At 70.0% G+C, this 19,761-nt stretch carries 15 protein-coding genes and 1 rRNA gene; 9 read left to right on the plus strand and 7 right to left on the minus strand.

What is annotated here, in order from left to right:
- A 5S ribosomal RNA gene (gene rrf / locus H9Y04_RS36920) occupies positions 1-77 on the plus strand; the annotation flags it as partial.
- A gap of 91 nt (positions 78-168) precedes the next feature.
- Here rrf and H9Y04_RS36925 read toward each other — a convergent pair.
- From H9Y04_RS36925 to H9Y04_RS36945, 5 genes are read right to left on the minus strand one after another with little or no spacing between them, the layout of a single operon-like run.
- Positions 169-1,479: a DUF58 domain-containing protein gene (locus H9Y04_RS36925; RefSeq protein WP_187818570.1), complete on the minus strand. Its 1,311-nt coding sequence runs from the start codon at positions 1,477-1,479 to the stop codon at positions 169-171.
- An 11-nt stretch (positions 1,480-1,490) separates the two neighbouring features.
- Complete coding sequence (locus H9Y04_RS36930) at positions 1,491-2,474, minus strand: AAA family ATPase (RefSeq protein ID WP_187818571.1); 984 nt, start codon at positions 2,472-2,474, stop codon at positions 1,491-1,493.
- Entirely contained in the window at positions 2,471-3,652 is a 1,182-nt protein-coding gene (locus tag H9Y04_RS36935) for a DUF4350 domain-containing protein (protein WP_187818572.1), read from the minus strand. Before H9Y04_RS36935 ends, H9Y04_RS36930 begins: the two co-directional genes overlap by 4 nt.
- Positions 3,649-4,341: a DUF4129 domain-containing protein gene (locus H9Y04_RS36940; protein WP_187818573.1), complete on the minus strand. Its 693-nt coding sequence runs from the start codon at positions 4,339-4,341 to the stop codon at positions 3,649-3,651. The genes H9Y04_RS36935 and H9Y04_RS36940 overlap by 4 nt, the downstream gene beginning before the upstream one ends.
- Before the next feature lie 4 nt (positions 4,342-4,345).
- Positions 4,346-5,626, minus strand: coding sequence for a DUF7847 domain-containing protein (locus H9Y04_RS36945; RefSeq protein WP_187818574.1), 1,281 nt, complete (start codon positions 5,624-5,626; stop codon positions 4,346-4,348).
- A 149-nt stretch (positions 5,627-5,775) separates the two neighbouring features.
- On the opposite strand from H9Y04_RS36945, the gene mtnA reads away from it, so the two are divergent.
- The 7 genes from mtnA to H9Y04_RS36980 all read left to right on the plus strand — a co-directional run bounded on the left by mtnA (position 5,776) and on the right by H9Y04_RS36980 (position 14,579).
- On the plus strand, positions 5,776-6,933 hold the full coding sequence (mtnA, locus tag H9Y04_RS36950; RefSeq protein WP_187818575.1) for an S-methyl-5-thioribose-1-phosphate isomerase: 1,158 nt from the start codon (positions 5,776-5,778) through the stop codon (positions 6,931-6,933).
- Positions 6,934-7,095: 162 nt separating this feature from the next.
- Positions 7,096-7,785, plus strand: coding sequence for a two-component system response regulator MtrA (mtrA, locus tag H9Y04_RS36955; RefSeq protein WP_187818576.1), 690 nt, complete (start codon positions 7,096-7,098; stop codon positions 7,783-7,785).
- A gap of 1 nt (position 7,786) precedes the next feature.
- A complete protein-coding gene (mtrB, locus tag H9Y04_RS36960; RefSeq protein ID WP_187818577.1) occupies positions 7,787-9,841 on the plus strand; it encodes an MtrAB system histidine kinase MtrB in 2,055 nt (684 codons plus the stop codon).
- Complete coding sequence (locus H9Y04_RS36965) at positions 9,831-11,687, plus strand: LpqB family beta-propeller domain-containing protein (protein WP_308801625.1); 1,857 nt, start codon at positions 9,831-9,833, stop codon at positions 11,685-11,687. Before mtrB ends, H9Y04_RS36965 begins: the two co-directional genes overlap by 11 nt.
- A 123-nt stretch (positions 11,688-11,810) precedes the next feature.
- Positions 11,811-12,578 carry a ComF family protein gene (locus H9Y04_RS36970; RefSeq protein WP_187818578.1) on the plus strand — a complete coding sequence of 256 codons (768 nt, stop codon included), beginning with the start codon at positions 11,811-11,813 and terminating at the stop codon, positions 12,576-12,578.
- Between the two features lie 352 nt (positions 12,579-12,930).
- On the plus strand, positions 12,931-13,629 hold the full coding sequence (hpf, locus tag H9Y04_RS47850; protein WP_308801627.1) for a ribosome hibernation-promoting factor, HPF/YfiA family: 699 nt from the start codon (positions 12,931-12,933) through the stop codon (positions 13,627-13,629).
- 188 nt (positions 13,630-13,817) lie between these two features.
- Positions 13,818-14,579 carry a response regulator gene (locus H9Y04_RS36980; protein ID WP_187818580.1) on the plus strand — a complete coding sequence of 254 codons (762 nt, stop codon included), beginning with the start codon at positions 13,818-13,820 and terminating at the stop codon, positions 14,577-14,579.
- A gap of 43 nt (positions 14,580-14,622) precedes the next feature.
- On the opposite strand, the gene H9Y04_RS36985 is transcribed toward H9Y04_RS36980, so the two are convergent.
- Positions 14,623-15,807 carry a winged helix-turn-helix domain-containing protein gene (locus H9Y04_RS36985; protein ID WP_187818581.1) on the minus strand — a complete coding sequence of 395 codons (1,185 nt, stop codon included), beginning with the start codon at positions 15,805-15,807 and terminating at the stop codon, positions 14,623-14,625.
- 172 nt (positions 15,808-15,979) lie between these two features.
- Positions 15,980-16,549, minus strand: coding sequence for a GNAT family N-acetyltransferase (locus tag H9Y04_RS36990; RefSeq protein ID WP_187818582.1), 570 nt, complete (start codon positions 16,547-16,549; stop codon positions 15,980-15,982).
- A gap of 260 nt (positions 16,550-16,809) precedes the next feature.
- Between H9Y04_RS36990 and secA the strand changes: the two genes are divergently transcribed.
- Positions 16,810-19,671, plus strand: a complete 2,862-nt coding sequence (secA, locus tag H9Y04_RS36995) for a preprotein translocase subunit SecA (RefSeq protein ID WP_187818583.1) — start codon at positions 16,810-16,812, stop codon at positions 19,669-19,671.
- Positions 19,672-19,761: the final 90 nt, after the last annotated feature.

Genomic DNA, 19,761 nt, shown 5'->3' on the forward strand with positions numbered 1-19,761 from the left:
CGAACCCGGAAGCTAAGCCTCACAGCGCCGATGGTACTGCAGGGGGGACCCTGTGGGAGAGTAGGACGCCGCCGAACTAATTTTAAAGAAAAGCCCCCGCACCATTCGGTGCGGGGGTTTTCTGCGTTTAGGGGGCGGTATGCATTTGGGGCATGGTGCCCCTCGCGCTTAGAGCCGGCCGGCGGCCTTGAGCGCGAGGTATGCGTCTGCGAGAGCAGGGGCGAGTTCGTCCGGTGCGGCGTCGACCACCGTGACGCCGTGCCGGGTGAGCTTCTCTGCCGTGCGGCGGCGCTCTGCCTGGGCTTGAGCTGCTGATGCCGCGTCGTAGATACCGTCCACTGTGCCGCGCGCTGTGGACATCTTCTGGATACGAGGATCGGCCACGGCGGCGACGATTACGGTGTGGCCCTTGGTCAGGCGGGGCAGCACGGGGAGCAGCCCTTCCTCGACGGGGGCGGCGTCCAGGCTCGTCAGGAGGACGACCAGGGAACGGCGTGGTGCCGTGGTCAGCGTGGTGGATGCGAGGCCTCGGGCGTCGGTCTCGACCAGTTCCGGTTCGAGTGTGGCCATTGCGTTCACGAACGACGGGAGGATGTCGCCGGCTGCCTTGCCCTGGACGAGGGCGCGGACGCGCCGGTCGTATGCGAGGAGGTCCACGCGGTCCCCGGCCCGTGTGGCGAGGGCGGCGAGAAGCAGAGCGGCGTCCATGGCGGCGTCGAGGCGCGGTGCGTCGCCGACGCGTCCGGCGGACGTGCGACCCGTATCAAGGACCAGGAGGATGCGGCGGTCGCGTTCGGGTCGCCAAGTGCGGACGGCCACCGCCGACTGGCGGGCGGTTGCGCGCCAGTCGATCGAACGGGTGTCGTCGCCTGGCACGTACTCCCTGAGACTGTCGAACTCGGTGCCCTCGCCGCGGGTCAACAGGCTGGTGCGGCCGTCCAGTTCACGCAGGCGTGCGAGCCTGGAGGGCAGGTGCTTGCGGCTGTGGAACGGCGGCAGAACCCGCACGGTCCAGGGGACTTTGTGGCTGCCCTGGCGGGTCAGGAGTCCGAGAGGGCCGTAGGAGCGGATGGTGATGCGTTCCGCCTCGCGGTCGCCTCGTCGGGTAGGGGTGAGGCGGGTCGTCACGCGGCGGCGTTCCCCGGGGGGAGCATCGATGCGGTGGCGGGATGCGGCCGTCTCGGTCCCGGGTGTCCAGCTGCTCGGCGGCCAGGCGTCGCGGAGTTGGGCGCGCAGCGGGCGTCGCGAGGGATTCTCGATGGTGAGCGTGACGTCTGCGGCGTCACCAAGTCGAACTGATGTGTCACCAGAACGGGTGAAACGGAGCGAACGTACTGGCGCCGCGAGGGCGTAGTCGCACATCATTGCGAGTGCGAGGGGTGAGTTGACAGCGATCATGCCCGTCCAGCTGGGAGCGAGCAGACCTACGGGGACGGAGCCCAGGGCCGCAAGCAGGGCGGCCCGACCAGTGAGTGCCATGGGTCTCGACCTCAGCGAGGGACAGGGGCGTTGGCGAGGATCGCGGTGATGACGGAGTCGGCAGTGACGCCTTCCATCTCTGCCTCAGGGCGGAGTTGGACGCGGTGCCGAAGGGTGGGCAGGGCCAGGGCTTTTACGTCGTCTGGCGTGACGTAGTCGCGTCCGGTGAGCCAGGCCCATGCGCGTGCGGTGGAGAGCAGAGCGGTAGCGCCTCGCGGTGAGACACCAAGGGTGAGCGACGGGGATTCGCGGGTGGCACGGCAGATGTCCACCACGTAACCGGTGATTTCGGGGGAGACGGCTGTCTTGGCCACGGCAGTTCGAGCTGCCTCGAGGTCGTCCGGGCCGGCGACGGGGCGGAGTCCTGCGGCCGTGAGGTCGCGGGGGTTGAAGCCTTCCGCGTGGCGGTTGAGGACGGCGATCTCGTCCTGGCGAGAGGGCAGGGGGACGTTCAGTTTGAGGAGGAAGCGGTCGAGCTGTGCTTCCGGGAGGGGATAAGTGCCTTCGTATTCCACCGGGTTCTGGGTGGCGGCGACGAGGAACGGGTCGGGGAGCGCGCGGGGGGTGCCGTCGACGGTGACCTGGCGTTCCTCCATGGCCTCGAGGAGGGAGGACTGGGTCTTCGGCGGGGTGCGGTTGATCTCGTCGGCGAGCAGGAGGTTCGTGAAGACAGGGCCGGGCTGGAAGGAGAACTCCGCTGTGCGGGCGTCGTAGACCAGTGAACCCGTGACATCGCTCGGCATCAGGTCGGGCGTGAACTGGACGCGCTTGGTGTCGAGTTCGAGGGCCGAGGCCAGTGCGCGGACGAGAAGGGTCTTCGCGACGCCGGGGACACCTTCGAGCAGGACATGGCCGCGGCACAGGAGGGCGACCACCAGGCCGGTGACCGCCGGGTCCTGGCCGACCACGGCCTTTGCGATCTCGGCGCGCAGGGCCTCCAGGGAGGCGCGGGCGCGATCCGCGTTCCCGGGGGTGTCGGAGATCGGGGCGCTCATGAGGTGCGTACCTCTCTTTCGAGGGCGTCGAGTTGGTCGGCAAGGGCGATCAGTGCGGCGTCGTCGCCGGGAGGCGGGCCGAAGAGGAGGGAGTGCAGGTCCGTGGATCCGTCGGGGAGTTGGGAGGACAGCGCGGGGAGCATCTCCTCCGGGCTGGTGGCATGGGAGGGCGGGACGCCGACGAGAGGGGCGAGGCGGGTGAGGGCCGCCGTGCGGAGCGCGGTGGCGGCGCGGTCGCGGGCGTTGGCCTTGCGGTAGAGGCGGGCTCCGCCTTCGACGGCCTCGGAGGCGCGGATGGCCACGGGCAGCCGTTCCGCGACCAGGGGGCCGAGGCGGCGGGCGCGCCAGAGGGCGGCCAGGGCTGCCGCCAGGGCGAGTTGAAGCGTGCCCCAGAGCCAGCCGGAGGGGATCAGGTCGAAGAAGCTGCGGTCGCCGCCGTCGGTGGCTGCGGTGTCGTCCAGCGAGGGGAGGTACCAGACCAGATGCGGGCGGGAACCGAGGAGTTGAAGGGCGAGCGAGGCGTTGCCGCGGTCGTCGAGCAGGTCGTTGTAGAGGAGGCGAGGGCCGCCGAGCACGACGGTGTCGCCGTCGCCGGTGGGCAGATGCACCAGCGTCGCCTCGCCGTCCTCCGGGTAGCAGGCCGTGGCCTGTTCGTCGGTGACGGTGTAGCGCATGCCGCCCGTGTCGGCGTCGCCGGCGCGTTCGGCCTCCGGGAGCGGACAGCCGGGCTGCAGCGCCGAGTCGAAGCCCGGCAGCGACGCCGTCACGCCAGGCGCGAGCCGTTCGACGGAAGGGGCCCCGGGCGAGAGCAGGACGGTGCGGCCGCCGGAGTTCTGCGTCGAATCGTGCAGCGCTGTCTGCTGCTTCTCCGTGAGGAGGTCGGGGGACGTGACCAGGAGGGTCGTGTCCGGCCCCGCCGCTTCGGCCGCCGCGTCGGTCGTGGTGACGACGCGGGTGTCGACGCCGCGGTCCTTGAGGAGTTCGGCGACCGCACGGCTGCCGGAGGGGTCGTAGGAGCGCGGGTCGAGACGCCCGTGCTGTTCGCTGGAGCGGACGGCCGCGATGACGACGCCGGCGATCAACAGCAGGGCGAGCGCGAGCAGCAGTCCGCGGGAGCGGGTCCACACCTGGCGAGCGGTGGGAGAGGCCGAGGTGCCGGCGCGGATGGCCTCGGTCATTCGGCGGCCCCCTGGGCGGCTCCGGTGAGGGCGGGCCGGGTCTGCTCGAGGTCGCGGTCCAGATCGGTGAGGCGTCGGTACGCGGACTCGTCCGCCGTACGGCCGCCGTATGTGACGTCGTCGAACGTGCGGGCTGCAGCGCGCAGTCGGTCCGTGTGGGCGGGCAGGGCGCGGCCCGCCTCCGCGGCGGCCTCGTCGGCCGTGCGTCCGGGGCGTTCGTCGAGCAGAGCGCGTTCCTCGAGGGAGCGGACGACGGCGCGCATGCGCTCCTGTACGGCCTGGGTCCAGCGCTGGGCCGCGGCGTGGGCTTCGGCGGCGGCGCGGTGTTCGGCGGCGCTGCGGGGGCGGTCGTCGAACAGATGGGCCGAGCCGGTGGGGGAGCGGCGCGGGGCGCCGAGCCGCCACCACAGGGCGGCCACGAGCAGCACGACGAACAGGAGGATGACGAACAGGCCGAGCGCGCCGCCGGGGGCAGCTCCCGACGCGGCGCTGAAGAGGTCACCGACCCACTCCCAGAGGCGGTCCAGGAGGCGCTCGACCAGGCTCGGATCGTTCTGGTGGTACCGCGGGTCGGAGAGTTCGCGCTCCGCGGCCTCCCGTGCCGGATCGCGTGGGATCGTCACCGGTGGTTCCTCGCCGGTGAACGGGCGCAGCGCTGCTGTACGCGTGACTCCCCCCGACAGGATCACCGCATCAGCTCCCGGGCTGCTGGCCGGAGGTACCAGGGCCGGACTGCTCCTTGAGACCTGCCGCGCGGGCGAGCTCCAGGTCGAGGGCCTCGCGACGGATCCGCAGGTCGATGTAGAGCAGGACACTCACGCCCGCGGTGATCGGGAACGCGAGCATCGAGCCGACCACGGAGCCGATGCCGGTGACGATCAGGAAGGTCCAGCCGGCATCGCCACTGGCTTCGAGGAATCCGCTGATTCCGTCTCCGCTCAGTGCGCCCGCGAGGAACGTGAACGGGATGACGATGATCGACACCACGATGTTCACGAGGATCGCGGCGAGCAGCTGAATGCCGAAGACCCGCCACCAGGACCGGTTGACCAGCTTCGCCGAGCGGGCCAGGGATTTGCGGATGGTCTGCTTCTCCAGCATCAGGGCCGGCGAGGACAGGGAGAAGCGGACCAGGAGCCAGATCGCCACGACCGCTGCGGCGAGGCCGCCGAGGATGGCCAGTGTCGCGCCGCCTTCCGAGGAGCCGGCGAGGGCCACGAGGACGCCCGGCAGGGTGCCGGCCGCGACGATGCCGGCTCCCATCAGCGGAAGCAGGAAGGTCAGGCCGAGCAGGCGCGGTACCTGCGGTCGGGCGTCGCGCCAGGCTTCGCCGATGGTGACGGACTTACCGAGCACCGCGCGACTGGTGACCATCGTCAGCAGCGCCGTCACGACGAAGGTGGCGAGGAGGGAGAGCAGCAGCAGGACACCGGTGTCGCGCATGACGGTGGCGGTGGCGCTGAGCAGCTCGCTGACCGTGGCGTTGGGGTCCTCCAGGACCTCCGTGCTCGCACTGCTGTTCAGGACGAAGCCCTGCAGCAGGATTGCCACGATCTCGGTGATCACTGCCACGGTCAGGGAGATGCCGAGCACGGTGCGCCAGTGGGCGCGCATCGTGGAGACCGCGCCGTCGAGGATCTCGCCGACGCCCAGCGGGCGGAGCGGGATGACACCGGGCTTGGCCGCCGCGGGCGGGGCGTTCCAGCCGCCGCCCCAGCCGGGACCCCGGCCGGGCGGGACGGAGGGGCCGCCCCACTGCTGCGGTCCTGGGGTGGGCTGCTGACCGGGCGAGCCGGGAGCGGACCACTGTCCTGCGGGCGGCTGCTTCTTGGACCACTTGTCCTGGGCGGCGTCCTGCGGCTCGGCGGGCGGGGAAGGGCGGGGCACGGCGCGATCCTGGTCCGAGGGCTGCCCGTCGGGCTGTCCATCGGCGGGGGCAGATCCGGGCGAGGCCCAGCCCGGAGTGTCGTTCATCATCGCTCCTTCACGGTGCCCGTCCGCGTTCGCGGCGGCAGCTTGGCAGCCATCGTGCCACGGTGTACCCGTTCGTGGACCGGGCAGGCGGGGCACTCCAACGGCTGTGCAGCTTCAATTGTCCGTCGGGTACGGGGCAGACTGGGCGGATGGCTGATCAGTACGCACCACCACTCAAGAACGGACAGCCCGAGTTCATCCCTGCGATCCGCTGGGAGGAGCCCCCCGAAGGCCCGGTGCTCGTGCTCCTCGATCAGACCCGGCTGCCGGCCGAGGAAGTCGAGTGGGTGTGCACCGACGCGCCTGCTCTCGTGCAGGCGATCCAGACGCTTGCGGTGCGGGGCGCTCCGGTGCTCGGGATCGCGGGCGCATACGGAGTGGCGCTGGCCGCGGTGCGCGGCTTCGACGTCGACGAGGCGGCCAACGCCCTGGCCACCGCGCGGCCCACCGCGGTCAACCTCGCCCGCGGCGTGGAGCGTGCGCGCGAGGCGTACCGGAAGGCGCTGGAGGACGGTGCCGGCCAGGACGAGGCGGCTGCGGCGGCGCTCGCCGAGGCGCGCGCCCTGCACCGTGAGGACGCGGAGGCCGCCCGGCTGATGGCGGGGTACGGGCTCGAGCTGCTGGACGAGCTGCTGACCGGTGGAGCGCACCGGATCCTCACGCACTGCAACACGGGTGCGCTGGTGTCCGGCGGCGAGGGCACGGCCTTCGCCGTGGCGCTCGAGGCGCACCGGGCCGGCCGGCTGCGGCGGCTCTGGGTGGACGAGACCCGCCCGCTGCTCCAGGGCGCCCGGCTCACCGCGTACGAGGCGGCGCGCAATGACATGCCGTACACCTTGCTGACCGACAATGCGGCGGGCTCGCTGTTCGCGGCGGGTGAGGTGGACGCGGTGCTGATCGGCGCGGACCGTATCGCGGCGGACGGGGCGGTGGCGAACAAGGTGGGCAGCTATCCGCTCGCCGTGCTCGCGCGCTATCACCATGTGCCGTTCATCGTGGTCGCGCCGCTGAGCACCGTCGACGAGGACACCCCGGACGGGGCCGCGATCGAGGTCGAGCAGCGGCCGGGGCACGAGGTGACGGAGTTCGCGGCGCCGCAGGCGGCGGCCGGGGGCGAGCCCGGGGGAGGGATCCCGCTGGCGCCGCTGGGCACGCAGGCGTACAACCCGGCGTTCGATGTGACACCGCCGGAGCTCGTGACGGCGATCGTCACCGAGCACGGGGTGGTGTCTCCGGTCACTGCCGATGCCCTGGCGGAGCTGTGTGCGCGAGGGCGGCAGGAGGCGGGAGGTGTGCGGAAGGGGTGAGGTTTCGGCCGAACTCCGCGGTTGTGTGCATCCTTTCGGCACGCTGGTGGGTCTGTGTGTCGACGGCCGTGCACAGGGGCAGACAGTGACTGCTCCGGGCGACTAGCGTCACGGGCCCGTGACCTACCTCACCAGGGCCTACTCCACCGTTACGAGAATGGGATGATGTCGTCTATGAAGGGACGAGTCCTTGTCGTCGACGACGACACCGCGCTGGCCGAGATGCTCGGCATTGTGCTGCGGGGAGAAGGTTTTGAGCCGTCGTTCGTAGCTGACGGCGACAAGGCGCTGGCTGCCTTCAGGGAGGCCAAGCCCGATTTGGTGCTGCTCGACCTGATGCTGCCCGGCAGGGACGGCATCGAGGTCTGCCGTCTCATCCGGGCCGAGTCCGGCGTGCCGATCGTGATGCTCACCGCCAAGAGCGACACCGTGGACGTGGTGGTCGGGCTCGAGTCGGGCGCCGACGACTACATCGTGAAACCGTTCAAGCCGAAGGAGCTCGTCGCCCGTATCCGGGCGCGGCTGCGGAGGTCCGAGGAGCCCGCTCCGGAGCAGCTGACCATCGGTGACCTCGTCATCGACGTGGCCGGCCACTCGGTCAAGCGCGACGGCCAGTCGATCGCGCTCACGCCGCTCGAGTTCGACCTCCTGGTCGCGCTGGCCCGTAAGCCGTGGCAGGTGTTCACCCGCGAGGTGCTGCTCGAGCAGGTGTGGGGCTACCGCCACGCGGCGGACACACGTCTGGTCAATGTGCATGTGCAGCGGCTGCGTTCGAAGGTCGAGAAGGACCCCGAGCGCCCCGAGATCGTGGTGACCGTGCGTGGCGTCGGCTACAAGGCCGGACCGAGCTGACGTGCCCGGGGACAGTGCCGCTTCGGCGTCCGGGCAGCAGGGCCGGCGTCCGGAGCGGCCGGTGGGCCCTCGTGGGCGCACGTCCCTGATCGGTCAGTTCCGCAGGGGCGGACTACTGCTTCAGGACGGGGTGCAGAGCAGCCTCTTCCTGCGGCTTTTCACGCGCTGGGTGCGGCGTCCGCTGCTGCCCGTGATGCGGCTGTGGCGGCGCAACATTCAGCTGCGGGTGGTCGCGAGCACCCTGCTGATGTCCGTGGTCGTCGTGCTGGTGCTCGGCTTCGTCGTCATCAGCCAGGTGAGCAACGGTCTGCTCGAGGCGAAGAAGAACGCCGCGCAGATCCAGGCCACCGGCGGTTTCAAGGTCGCGGAGGGCCTCGCGGCTCCGTCCAGGGCCGAGAGTTCGGAAAGTGCCACGCGCGGCGGTCCGGGCGCCGAGGTCAACGAGTGGCTGACCAACACGGTGAAGCAGCTGGCCAGCGGCGGGCAGAACGCCTTCCATGTGCTGGCCATCGCGTCCACCGCGGACGGCGGAGCCGGCAGCAACCGGCTGCCGCGCGCATCCGGAGGCCTGTCCCCCGAGACCGTGCCCGTGGCGCTGCAGCAGAAGATCGACAAGCATTCAAGCGCTTTCCAGAGCTTCTCCACCGTGGTCTACGGGGCGAAGGACCGAGCCCCCGAGCCCGGGCTCGTCATCGGCAAGCGTCTCGACGACGTCGAGGGAAACCCGTACCAGCTCTACTACGTCTTCCCGCTCACGCAGGAAGAGGAGACCCTGACGCTGGTCAAGGGCACCCTCGCGACCGCGGGGCTGTTCGTCGTGGTGCTGCTCGGCGCCATCGCCTGGCTCGTCGTACGGCAGGTCGTGACGCCGGTGCGGATGGCCGCCGGGATCGCCGAGCGCCTGTCGGCCGGGCGGCTGCAGGAGCGGATGAAGGTCACCGGCGAGGACGACATCGCGCGCCTCGGCGAGGCCTTCAACAAGATGGCGCAGAACCTCCAGTTGAAGATCCAGCAGCTCGAGGACCTCTCGCGGATGCAGCGCCGCTTCGTCTCCGATGTCTCGCACGAGCTGCGCACTCCGCTGACGACCGTCCGTATGGCCGCGGATGTCATCCACGAGGCCCGCGTCGACTTCGACCCGGTCACCTCGCGTTCCGCCGAGCTGCTCACGGATCAGCTCGACCGTTTCGAGTCGCTGCTCGCCGATCTCCTGGAGATCAGCCGCTTCGACGCGGGTGCGGCCGCCCTGGAGGCGGAGCCGATAGATCTGCGCGAGGTCGTACGGCGGGTCGTCGGCGGCGCCGAGCCGCTGGCCGAGCGCAAGGGCAGCCGGGTCCGGATCGTCGGCGACAGCCAGCCGGTGATAGCGGAGGCGGACGCCCGCCGTGTCGAGCGCGTGCTGCGCAACCTCGTGGTCAACGCGGTGGAGCACGGTGACGGCAAGGACGTCGTGGTGCGCCTGGCCTCGGCCGGCGGCGCCGTGGCGGTGGCCGTGCGCGATTACGGAGTGGGTCTGAAGCCGGGCGAGGCTACCCGGGTGTTCAACCGTTTCTGGCGTGCCGATCCGGCCCGCGCCCGCACCACCGGCGGCACGGGCCTCGGTCTGTCGATCGCCCTGGAGGATGCCCGGCTGCACGGCGGCTGGCTGCAGGCCTGGGGTGAGCCGGGCGGCGGATCGCAGTTCCGGCTCACGCTGCCACGCACCGCGGACGAGCCGCTGCGCGGATCGCCGATACCGCTGGAGCCGGAGGACTCGCGCCGCAACCGTGGCCTGAGCGAGGCCGGGCTGCCCTCGGGCGGCCAGAGCAAGCGCGCCACCGTCCCGGCGCAGGCCCAGGAGCGCGTGCCGGGGCCGATACCCCACACCGCCTCCACACCCCCGCGGGGCAGCAACTCCGTGGACCCGACGGCGCTGCCGGGCAACGGTGCCCGGGTGGTACCCCGCCCGACCCGCAACCGGGACGACGAGCCGGGCGAACTCCCCGTACGGGAGGGGACGGACGCAGCGGAGGCGGACGAGAGCGTGACCGAAGGGGAGGGCAGCCGTGGGCGCTGAACGTGTGGGGCGCGGGCGGCTCGCGGTGCGGAAGTTCGCGCTGCTCGGCTGTGGCGGTGTGCTGCTCGCAGGCTGTGCGTCGATGCCGACCAGTGGTGAGCCCGAGGCGGTGAACGCATCGCCGAACGAGCCGCTGGTCCGGGTGTACGCGGCGCCGCCCAAGGCGAATGCCCGCCCCAACGAGATCATCGACGGCTTCCTCCAGACCCTGACCGGCAACGACCCCGATTACTCGATCGCGCGCAAGTACCTCACGGCCGAAGCGGCGAAGAGCTGGAATCCCGAGAGTCTGACGACGGTTCTCGAGGAGGGCCCGAAGACGCGGGCGCTGAGCCCTGTGCAGGAGCAGGAGACCGCGGTCAGTTACGGCTACGAGCTGAGCGGCGAGTCCGTGGCGACGATCGACGCCGACCACGCCTACCAGCCCGAGGCCAAGCGGTACAACGAGAGCATCCAGCTCGTGAAGGAGGGCGGGAAGTCCGGCCAGTGGCGGATCTCCGAGCCGCCGGTCGGTGTGGTGCTCGGCGAGTCCGACTTCCAGCGGCTGTACGAGTCGGTCAACAAGTACTACTTCGCGTCCAACATGGCGCCCGCGGGCGACGACCAGCCGCAGCCGCCGCCCCTGGTGGCCGATCCCGTCTATGTGCGCGGCGATCCGGAACCGCCGCTGGCCGATGTGGTCAAGGCGCTGCTCGCCGGGCCCACGAGCTGGCTCGATCCGGTGGTCTCCTCGCGTTTCCCGAGCGGTACGGCTCTGCGCAAGGGCACGAAGGAACTCAGCCCCGACGACCAGAAGCGGCTGCAGGTGCCGCTGAACAGCAAGGCCAACGGGATCAAGCGGGATCTTTGCAGGAAGATGGCCGCCCAGATCTACTTCACGCTCGACAACCTGGCCAAGCCGTCCGGGATCGACCAGGTGGAGCTGCTGCGTTCGGACGGGGAGTCCTCGCTGTGCGTGCTCGACAAGGCGGGGGCCCTGGCCCTGGCGCCCGACCCGGCGGGGGAGCCCGACCACCAGTACTTCATCGACAAGAAGCACCAGTTGGTGCGGATGCCGAAGAACCAGTCCGTGGTCGAACCGGTGCCGGGTGGGATCGGTTCGGGCAAGCAGCAGCTGCGTTCGGCCGCCGTCTCGCGTGACGAGAAGTGGGGCGCGGGCGTGTCCGGGGACGGGAGTTCGCTGTTCGTCGGCGGTCTTTACGAGGGCGCCGAGCTGGACAAGGCCAAGGTGACAAGCAAGGCGGCCAAGGAGAGCGAGCGGCTCACCGCGCCCAGTTGGGACGGGCGCGGCGACCTGTGGGTGGCCGACCAGGATCCCAAGAACCCGCGTCTGCTGTGGCTGGACAAGGGGCAGGGCGACCCGGTCGAGGTCGAGTTCGACCGGCAGCTGGGTGAGGACGGCGAAGGCCGGATCAAGGCGGTACGGGTGGCTGCGGACGGGGTGCGCATCGCGCTGCTCGTCGAGCAGGACGGCAGGACCGGGCTGCGGATCGGCCGGGTCGAGCACCGGAGCAACGGCGGTACGCCGGAGATCGCCGTCACCGAACTGCGCGCCGCCGCACCGAACATGGAGGTCTCGGCCATGTCCTGGGCGGGCGGCAGCCGGCTGCTCGTGGTGGGCAAGGAGGCCGACGGGGTGAAGCAGATGCGGTTCGTGCAGAGTGACGGCTCGCTGCCCGATGTGACCTCGCTGCCGGGTCTGAACGAGGTCGCTTCGGTCGCGGCTTCCGAGAACCAGCAGCTGGCGCTTGTCGCGCACTCCAAGGACGGCATCGTCCGGCGTGCCGAGGGCGAGGACTGGAAGCTGGTGGTCAAGGAGGGGGCCGCTCCGGTCTATCCGGGGTGAGGCCTGAGGCCTGAAGTCGTTCAACCTCCCGTTTCCCGTGGGGAGTTGTCCACAGCACGGTCACGTTCCGTGCAGTTATCCACAGGGGTGGCCGGACTTCATCGTCCTTGGCACAGTGGGGACATGCGGGGGTGGTGGCAGGACTTCACCGACCTGGTGCTGCCGGCCGACTGCGGTGGCTGCGGTCGCGCCCGTACGACGCTGTGCGAGCCCTGTCGCAGAGCGCTGTACGGAGCCGTGCCGCGGCGGGTGCGCCCGATGCCCGCGCCGCCGGGGCTGCCCGCCGTGCACGCGGCGGCGCCCTATGCGGACGCGGTGCGCGCGGTGCTGCTCGCGCACAAGGAGCGGGGCGCCCTGGTCCTGGCGGGAGCGCTGGGCGAGGCGCTTGCCGGTGCGGTGCGTGCGGGAGCGGCCGCGTATCCGCCGGCAGGGCCGCTGCTGCTCGTGCCCGTGCCTTCGGCTCGGCGGGCCACGGCGGCGCGCGGGCACGACCCGGTGCGGCGGATCGCCCTGGCCGCGAGCCGGGCGCTGCGGCGCGACGGTGTGCCGGCGCGGGTGCTGCCCGTGTTGCGGCAGCGGCGGGCGGTGGCGGATCAGTCGGGTCTCGACGCGCGACGGAGGCTGATGAACCTGACGGGTGCACTGGACGTAGTTCCGGGCAGGGAACGGTTGTTGGCCGCGGGACGGGTGGTGTTGGTGGACGACCTCATGACCACCGGCGCATCACTGACCGAAGCGGCCCGTGCATTGCGCGCCGTAGCGCCGGCACAAAGGGCGGTCCGCACGGCGGGCGCGGAAAGTGCGAGGAGTGCGGGAAGCGGGGGAATGCATCGAACACAGGCCGCGGTCGTTGCCGCTTCACCGGATTCTTTCGAAATAAACCGGAACTGACTGAGAACTTGCATCGTTGCAGGTAGTGAGAGTGCGCTTTCACCTGAACGGAGGTACGCGGCAGTAGAGGGTGACGACATACGTCCGGGCGAGATATGTTCGGTTGTGAGGACTCCGGAGAAGCTTCGAAGAATCTTTCCGGGATGTACGCCTCGTATATCCGAATGCCGCGCTGCCGTGATTGCCGAGAGGTCTCGTCAATCACCCGTAAGCGGTGGGGTGGAGATCTTGTCCACGGGGGAGGAGGAGGTGGAAGTCACCGAGTCCGAGGCTCCGGGGCTCACCGGAGTCTGGTGCAAAAGGGAGATGCTCCGCCTGTAGCGAGCGGAGCTATCCGGGAACGGAGTTCTGCGTGGACATCGTCGTCAAGGGCCGCAAGACCGAGGTGCCCGAGCGGTTCCGCAAGCACGTGGCCGAGAAGCTGAAGCTGGAGAAGATCCAGAAGCTCGATGGCAAGGTGATCAGCCTCGACGTCGAGGTGTCCAAGGAGCCCAACCCCCGTCAGGCCGACCGCAGCGACCGGGTGGAAATCACTCTGCGTTCGCGCGGACCGGTGATCCGGGCCGAGGCATCCGCGAGCGACCCCTATGCGGCGCTTGATCTGGCACAGGAGAAGCTCGAAGCCCGGCTGCGCAAGCAGCACAGCAAGCGCTCGACCCGGCGTGGCAACGGCAGGCTGTCGGCGGCCGAGGTGGCCGACCGTATCCCGGGCGCCGCGACGCTCAACGGGGACGGCACGCCTGTCACCGACGAGGACGAGGGTGTACCCACCAAGCGCATCGGCTCGCTCGAGATCCAGGGCGAAGGCCCGCTGATCGTCCGCGAGAAGACGCACGTGGCGGCCCCGATGTCGCTCGACCAGGCGCTCTACGAGATGGAGCTGGTCGGGCACGACTTCTATCTGTTCGTCGACTCCGAGACCAAGGAACCGAGCGTCGTCTACCGGCGACACGCGTACGACTACGGCGTGATCCACCTGAACACGGACCCGATGGTGGCCAAGGCCGATTCGGACGGGTCGCCCGGTGCGGGCGGTGCGCTCGGCGGCTGATGTGCCACGGTGATCCACCGTTCGGTGCCCCTGGGGACGGACAAGCGCCCCCGGGGGCACCGGTGTGCGACCCCTTGGGGCACTGCGCCGGCGTCCCGGCATGAAATCATGGCCTTCGCAGACCAACCCGCTTACTGCCGAAGCGGGTTGGCGGACCACACAGGCCTCGGCCTTCAGGGGGAGGAACGATGGCGGACAGTTTCGGACCGATGCGTGACGCGGACGCCGGTGACGGCGCTCGCGTCGGAGCGGGCATCGGCCAGAACGCCGACCTGGACGCCGCGCGCAAGGAACCGATCCGGGTGCTTGTCGTGGACGACCACGCCTTGTTCCGCAGGGGCCTCGAGATCGTCCTCGCGCAGGAGGAGGACATCCAGGTGGTCGGTGAGGCCGGGGACGGCGCGGAGGCCGTGGACAAGGCCGCGGATCTGCTGCCCGACATCGTCCTCATGGACGTACGGATGCCCAAGCGCGGCGGCATCGAGGCCTGCACCTCGATCAAGGAAGTGGCCCCCAGCGCGAAGATCATCATGCTGACGATCAGCGATGAAGAGGCCGATCTCTACGATGCGATCAAAGCCGGCGCCACCGGCTATCTGCTCAAGGAGATCTCCACCGACGAGGTGGCCACGGCCATTCGCGCGGTGGCGGACGGGCAGTCGCAGATCAGTCCGTCGATGGCCTCGAAGCTGCTCACCGAGTTCAAGTCGATGATCCAGCGCACCGACGAACGCCGGCTTGTGCCCGCGCCGCGGCTGACCGACCGCGAGCTCGAAGTCCTGAAGCTGGTGGCGACCGGGATGAACAACCGGGATATCGCCAAGGAGCTCTTCATCTCCGAGAACACCGTGAAGAACCACGTGCGCAACATCCTGGAGAAGCTGCAGCTGCACTCCCGGATGGAGGCCGTGGTCTACGCGATGCGGGAGAAGATTCTCGAGATCCGGTGAGATCTGGTGAGAGCCGGTTAGGCGGCGGTGCCCCCCGTAACGCCTACGCGGTGAGTGTCTTCACCGCCGCGGTCAGCGGTGCCTGCAGCTCCACCGGGGTGACCTTCTCCACGCGTACGGAACTGCAGCCCACCCAGCTCGCGGCCTCCACCAGCGCCGCGGCCATCGGCTCCACCGCCTTTGCGGTGTCGAGCGAGGCATGCCGGGCCACGAGCGTGCTGCCCTCGCGCGCCGGGTCCACCCGGCCGAGCAGCCGGCCGCCGGAGAGCAGGGGCATCGCGAAGTAGCCGTACACCCGCTTCGGCTTGGGGACATACGCCTCGAGCCGGTGGGTGAAGCCGAAGATCCGCTCCGTACGGGCCCGTTCCCAGATCAGGGAGTCGAAGGGGGACAGGAGCGTGGTGCGGTGGCGGCCGCGCGGCGTGCCGGCGAGCGCCGCCGGGTCGGCCCAGGCGGGCTTGCCCCAGCCCTCGACCTCCACCGGGACCAGGCCGGAGTCCGCCACCACCGCGTCGAACTGCTCGCTCTTGAGCCGGTGATAGTCGGCGATGTCCGCGCGCGTGCCCACGCCGAGCGCCTCGCCGGACTGCCGTACGAGACGGCGCAGGCACTCGTGGTCGTCGAGGTCGTCATGGAGCAGCCGGTCGGGGACGGCGCGCTCGGCCAGGTCGTACACGCGCTTCCAGCTGCGGCGCTCGGTGCAGACCACCTCGCCGTACATCAGCGCGCGCTCCACGGCGATCTTGGAGTCGGACCAGTCCCACCACTCGCCCTTGTTCTTCGCGCCGCCCAGCTCGGTGGCCGTGAGCGGGCCTTCGGTCCGCAGCTGCTTGATGACCTGCTCGTACGCGCCGTCGGCCAGCTGGTGGTTCCAGTGCGGGCGGCCCCGGTACGCGCGGCGGCGGAACGCGAAGAGCGGCCACTCCTCGACGGGCAGGATGCAGGCGGCGTGCGACCAGTACTCAAAGGCGTGCGGTTCGCCCGAGGGGCCCGGCGTCCAGTACGCGTCCTCGACCGTCCTGCGGCCGACCGCGCCGAGGCGCGCGTACGGGATCAGCTCATGGGAGCGGGCGAGCACCGAGATCGTGTCGAGCTGGACCGACCCCAGGTGGCGCAGCACTCCGCGCACGCCCGCGCGCCGGTCGGGGGCTCCGAGGAACCCCTGGGCGCGCAGGGCGATACGGCGGGCGTCGTCGGCGGAGAGGGCGACGTCGGGCGTGGAGGTCATGCACGTACGGTACGAGCCGGCACTGACAATCGGCGTGCGGGGCCGTGCAGTTGTCGGCCGGGCAGCGGCGCTGTCAGTGGTCGCCGATAGCCTGAGAAGGGCTTCGGCCCCCGGGCGGGAGGGGACTGTTTCCGGCCCAGTGACGGGGTGGCCGGGCGAACGGACCGCAGCCTCACCCCTCCGAAGGCACGTACGGATCCTGCGACGGCAGTCCGAGGTCGCCCGGCAGCAGCGAGGCGACCCAGCAGTCGGTGCGGGTGCCCTTGTTGAGGAGGGCCGAGCGCAGGGTGCCCTCCATGGTGAAGCCCGCGTTCTCGGCGACCTTGCGCGAGGCGTGGTTGCCGACCTCGGCCTTCCACTCGATGCGGTCGACGCGCAGCTCCTCGAAGCCCCAGCGGGTCACCGCGCGCACGGCCTCCGTCATATAGCCACGGCCGCGGTGTTCCTTGACGGCCCAGAAGCCGATCTCGCGGGCGTTGCCCACCCGTTCCATCAGGCCGGTGACCGCCACGAGCCGGCCCTCCTTGTCCAGCACGGCGAAGCAGTACTCCTTGCCGGTGGCCCAGGCCTCGGGGGCGATCGTGCCGGCGAACATCTCCGCGTCCTCGCGGCGGTACGGCACGGGGACGGTGGTCCAGCGGGCGACCTCCGGGTCCTGGCACGCCGCGTACACGGCGTCGATGTGCTGCGGGCCGAGGGGCTCGAGGGTGAGGCGGTCGGTGGTGAGCGTGACGTGATCCATCAGCGGATTCTTGCTGCGGCGGTGAGCGGAGGCCAGAGGTTTTCGCTCTGGGCTTGGGGCGGGCCGGGGCACGGCGGGGACGAGCAGGCACAGGGGTGCCCGGCACCTTCTGCGGCCCCTGTCCGTTGGACCTGATGGTGGACCTCCCGAGGTGGCGGGCGTCTCGCATACGATGGCCGTTGCGGTGGGTGCGCCTACCGTTCCTGCACCACCACAAAACGACCGCCCAGGCCGCCCGACCGGCAAGGAGACCAACCCTCGTGTCCGTCTTCAACAAGCTCATGCGTGCAGGCGAAGGAAAGATCCTGCGCAAGCTGCACCGCATCGCGGACCAGGTCAACTCCATCGAAGAGGACTTCGAAGGCCTCTCCGACGCCGAGCTCCGTGCCCTCACCGAGGAGTACAAGGAGCGCTACCAGGAGTACGTCGAGAGCGGCGGCAAGTCCGGCGACAGCCTGGACGACCTGCTGCCCGAGGCCTTCGCCACCGTCCGCGAGGCCGCCAAGCGCGTCCTGGGACAGCGGCACTACGACGTGCAGATGATGGGCGGCGCCGCCCTGCACATGGGGTACGTCGCGGAGATGAAGACCGGTGAGGGCAAGACCCTCGTCGGCACCCTGCCCGCGTATCTCAACGCCCTGTCCGGCAAGGGCGTTCACCTGATCACGGTGAACGACTACCTGGCCGAGCGCGACTCCGAGATGATGGGCCGCGTCCACAAGTTCCTGGGCCTGAGCGTCGGCTGCATCCTCGCCAACATGACGCCGGCCCAGCGCCGTGAGCAGTACGCGTGCGACATCACGTACGGCACGAACAACGAGTTCGGCTTCGACTACCTGCGCGACAACATGGCCTGGAGCAAGGACGAGCTCGTCCAGCGCGGCCACAACTTCGCGATCGTCGACGAGGTCGACTCGATCCTCGTCGACGAGGCCCGTACGCCGCTGATCATCTCCGGCCCGGCCGACCAGGCCACCAAGTGGTACGCCGACTTCGCCAAGCTGGTCCAGCGCCTGAAGAAGGGCGAGGCCGGCCAGCCGCTGAAGGGCATCGAGGAGACCGGCGACTACGACGTCGACGAGAAGAAGCGCACCGTCGGCATCCACGAGTCCGGTGTCGCCAAGGTCGAGGACTGGCTGGGCATCGACAACCTCTACGAGTCGGTGAACACCCCGCTCGTCGGCTACCTGAACAACGCCATCAAGGCGAAGGAACTGTTCAAGAAGGACAAGGACTACGTCGTCATCGACGGCGAAGTCATGATCGTCGACGAGCACACCGGCCGTATCCTCGCCGGCCGCCGCTACAACGAGGGCATGCACCAGGCGATCGAGGCGAAGGAAGGGGTGGACATCAAGGACGAGAACCAGACGCTCGCCACGATCACCCTGCAGAACTTCTTCCGCCTCTACAAGCGCGACGACTACGACAGCGGTCTGTCCGGCATGACCGGTACGGCGATGACCGAGGCCGCCGAGTTCCAGCAGATCTACAAGCTGGGCGTCGTGCCGATCCCGACCAACCGGCCCATGGTCCGCATGGACCAGTCGGACCTGATCTACCGCACGGAGAAGGCGAAGTTCGACGCGGTCGTCGACGACATCGCCGAGAAGCACGAGAAGGGCCAGCCGATCCTGGTCGGCACCGTCTCGGTCGAGAAGTCCGAGTACCTCTCGCAGCAGCTCTCCAAGCGCGGCATCCCGCACGAGGTGCTCAACGCCAAGCAGCACGACCGTGAGGCGATCATCGTCGCCCAGGCCGGCCGCAAGGGCGCCGTCACGGTCGCGACCAACATGGCCGGCCGTGGTACCGACATCAAGCTCGGCGGCAACCCCGAGGACCTCGCCGAGGCCGAACTGCGCCAGCAGGGCCTCGACCCCGAGGAGCACATCGAGGAGTGGGCGGCCGCGTTGCCCGCCGCGATGGAGCGCGCCGAGCAGGCGGTCAAGGACGAGCACGACGAGGTCAAGGACCTCGGCGGTCTCTACGTCCTCGGTACGGAGCGGCACGAGTCCCGCCGTATCGACAACCAGCTGCGCGGTCGCAGCGGCCGTCAGGGCGACCCGGGCGAGTCCCGCTTCTACCTGTCGCTCGGCGACGACCTGATGCGTCTGTTCAAGGCGCAGATGGTCGAGCGCGTGATGGCCATGGCCAATGTGCCGGACGACGTGCCGATCGAGAACAAGATGGTCACCCGCGCCATCGCCTCGGCGCAGTCGCAGGTCGAGCAGCAGAACTTCGAGACGCGTAAGAACGTTCTGAAGTACGACGAGGTGCTCAACCGCCAGCGCGAGGTCATCTACGGCGAGCGCCGCCGCGTCCTGGAGGGCGAGGACCTGCACGAGCAGATCCGCCACTTCATGGACGACACGATCGACGCGTACATCTCGGCGGAGACCGCCGAGGGCTTCGCCGAGGACTGGGACCTCGACCGGCTGTGGGGCGCGTTCAAGCAGCTCTACCCGGTGAAGGTCACCGTCGAGGAGCTCGAGGAGGAGGTCGGCGACCGCGCCGGTCTGACCGCCGAGTTCATCTCCGACGCGATCAAGGAGGACATCCACGCGCAGTACGACGCGCGCGAGGAGCAGCTCGGCTCGGAGATCATGCGTGAGCTGGAGCGCCGGGTCGTGCTGAGCGTGCTCGACCGCAAGTGGCGTGAGCACCTCTACGAGATGGACTACCTCCAGGAGGGCATCGGCCTGCGCGCGATGGCGCAGAAGGACCCCCTGGTCGAGTACCAGCGCGAGGGCTTCGACATGTTCACCGCCATGATGGACGGCATCAAGGAGGAGTCCGTCGGCTACCTGTTCAACCTGGAGGTCCAGGTCGAGCAGCAGGTCGAGGAGGTCCCGGTCGAGGACGCGAAGCCGTCCCTCGACAAGGAGGACGCGGTCCCGGCGGGTGCTTCGCGCCCCGAGATCCGCGCCAAGGGCCTGGAGGCCCCGCAGCGCCGTGGCGGTCTGCACTTCTCGGCGCCGAGCGTCGACGGTGAGGGTGGCGTCGTCGAGGGCGACCTGATCGAGGACGGTCCGGGCGGACCGGTGCGGTCGGCTGCGGACGGGATGACCCGGGCGGAGCGTCGCAAGGCGCAGAAGGGCGGCGGGCGCCGCCGCAAGAAGTAGGTATCGGCAGTACGTGGCCGGGGTCCCGCAGGTGTGCGGGGCCCCGGTTTCGTTTGTGCGCTGCGGCTTCGGTTCGCTGTCGTACGGGGT

The organism is Streptomyces polyasparticus (assembly GCF_014493765.1).
Taxonomy (GTDB): domain Bacteria; phylum Actinomycetota; class Actinomycetes; order Streptomycetales; family Streptomycetaceae; genus Streptomyces; species Streptomyces polyasparticus.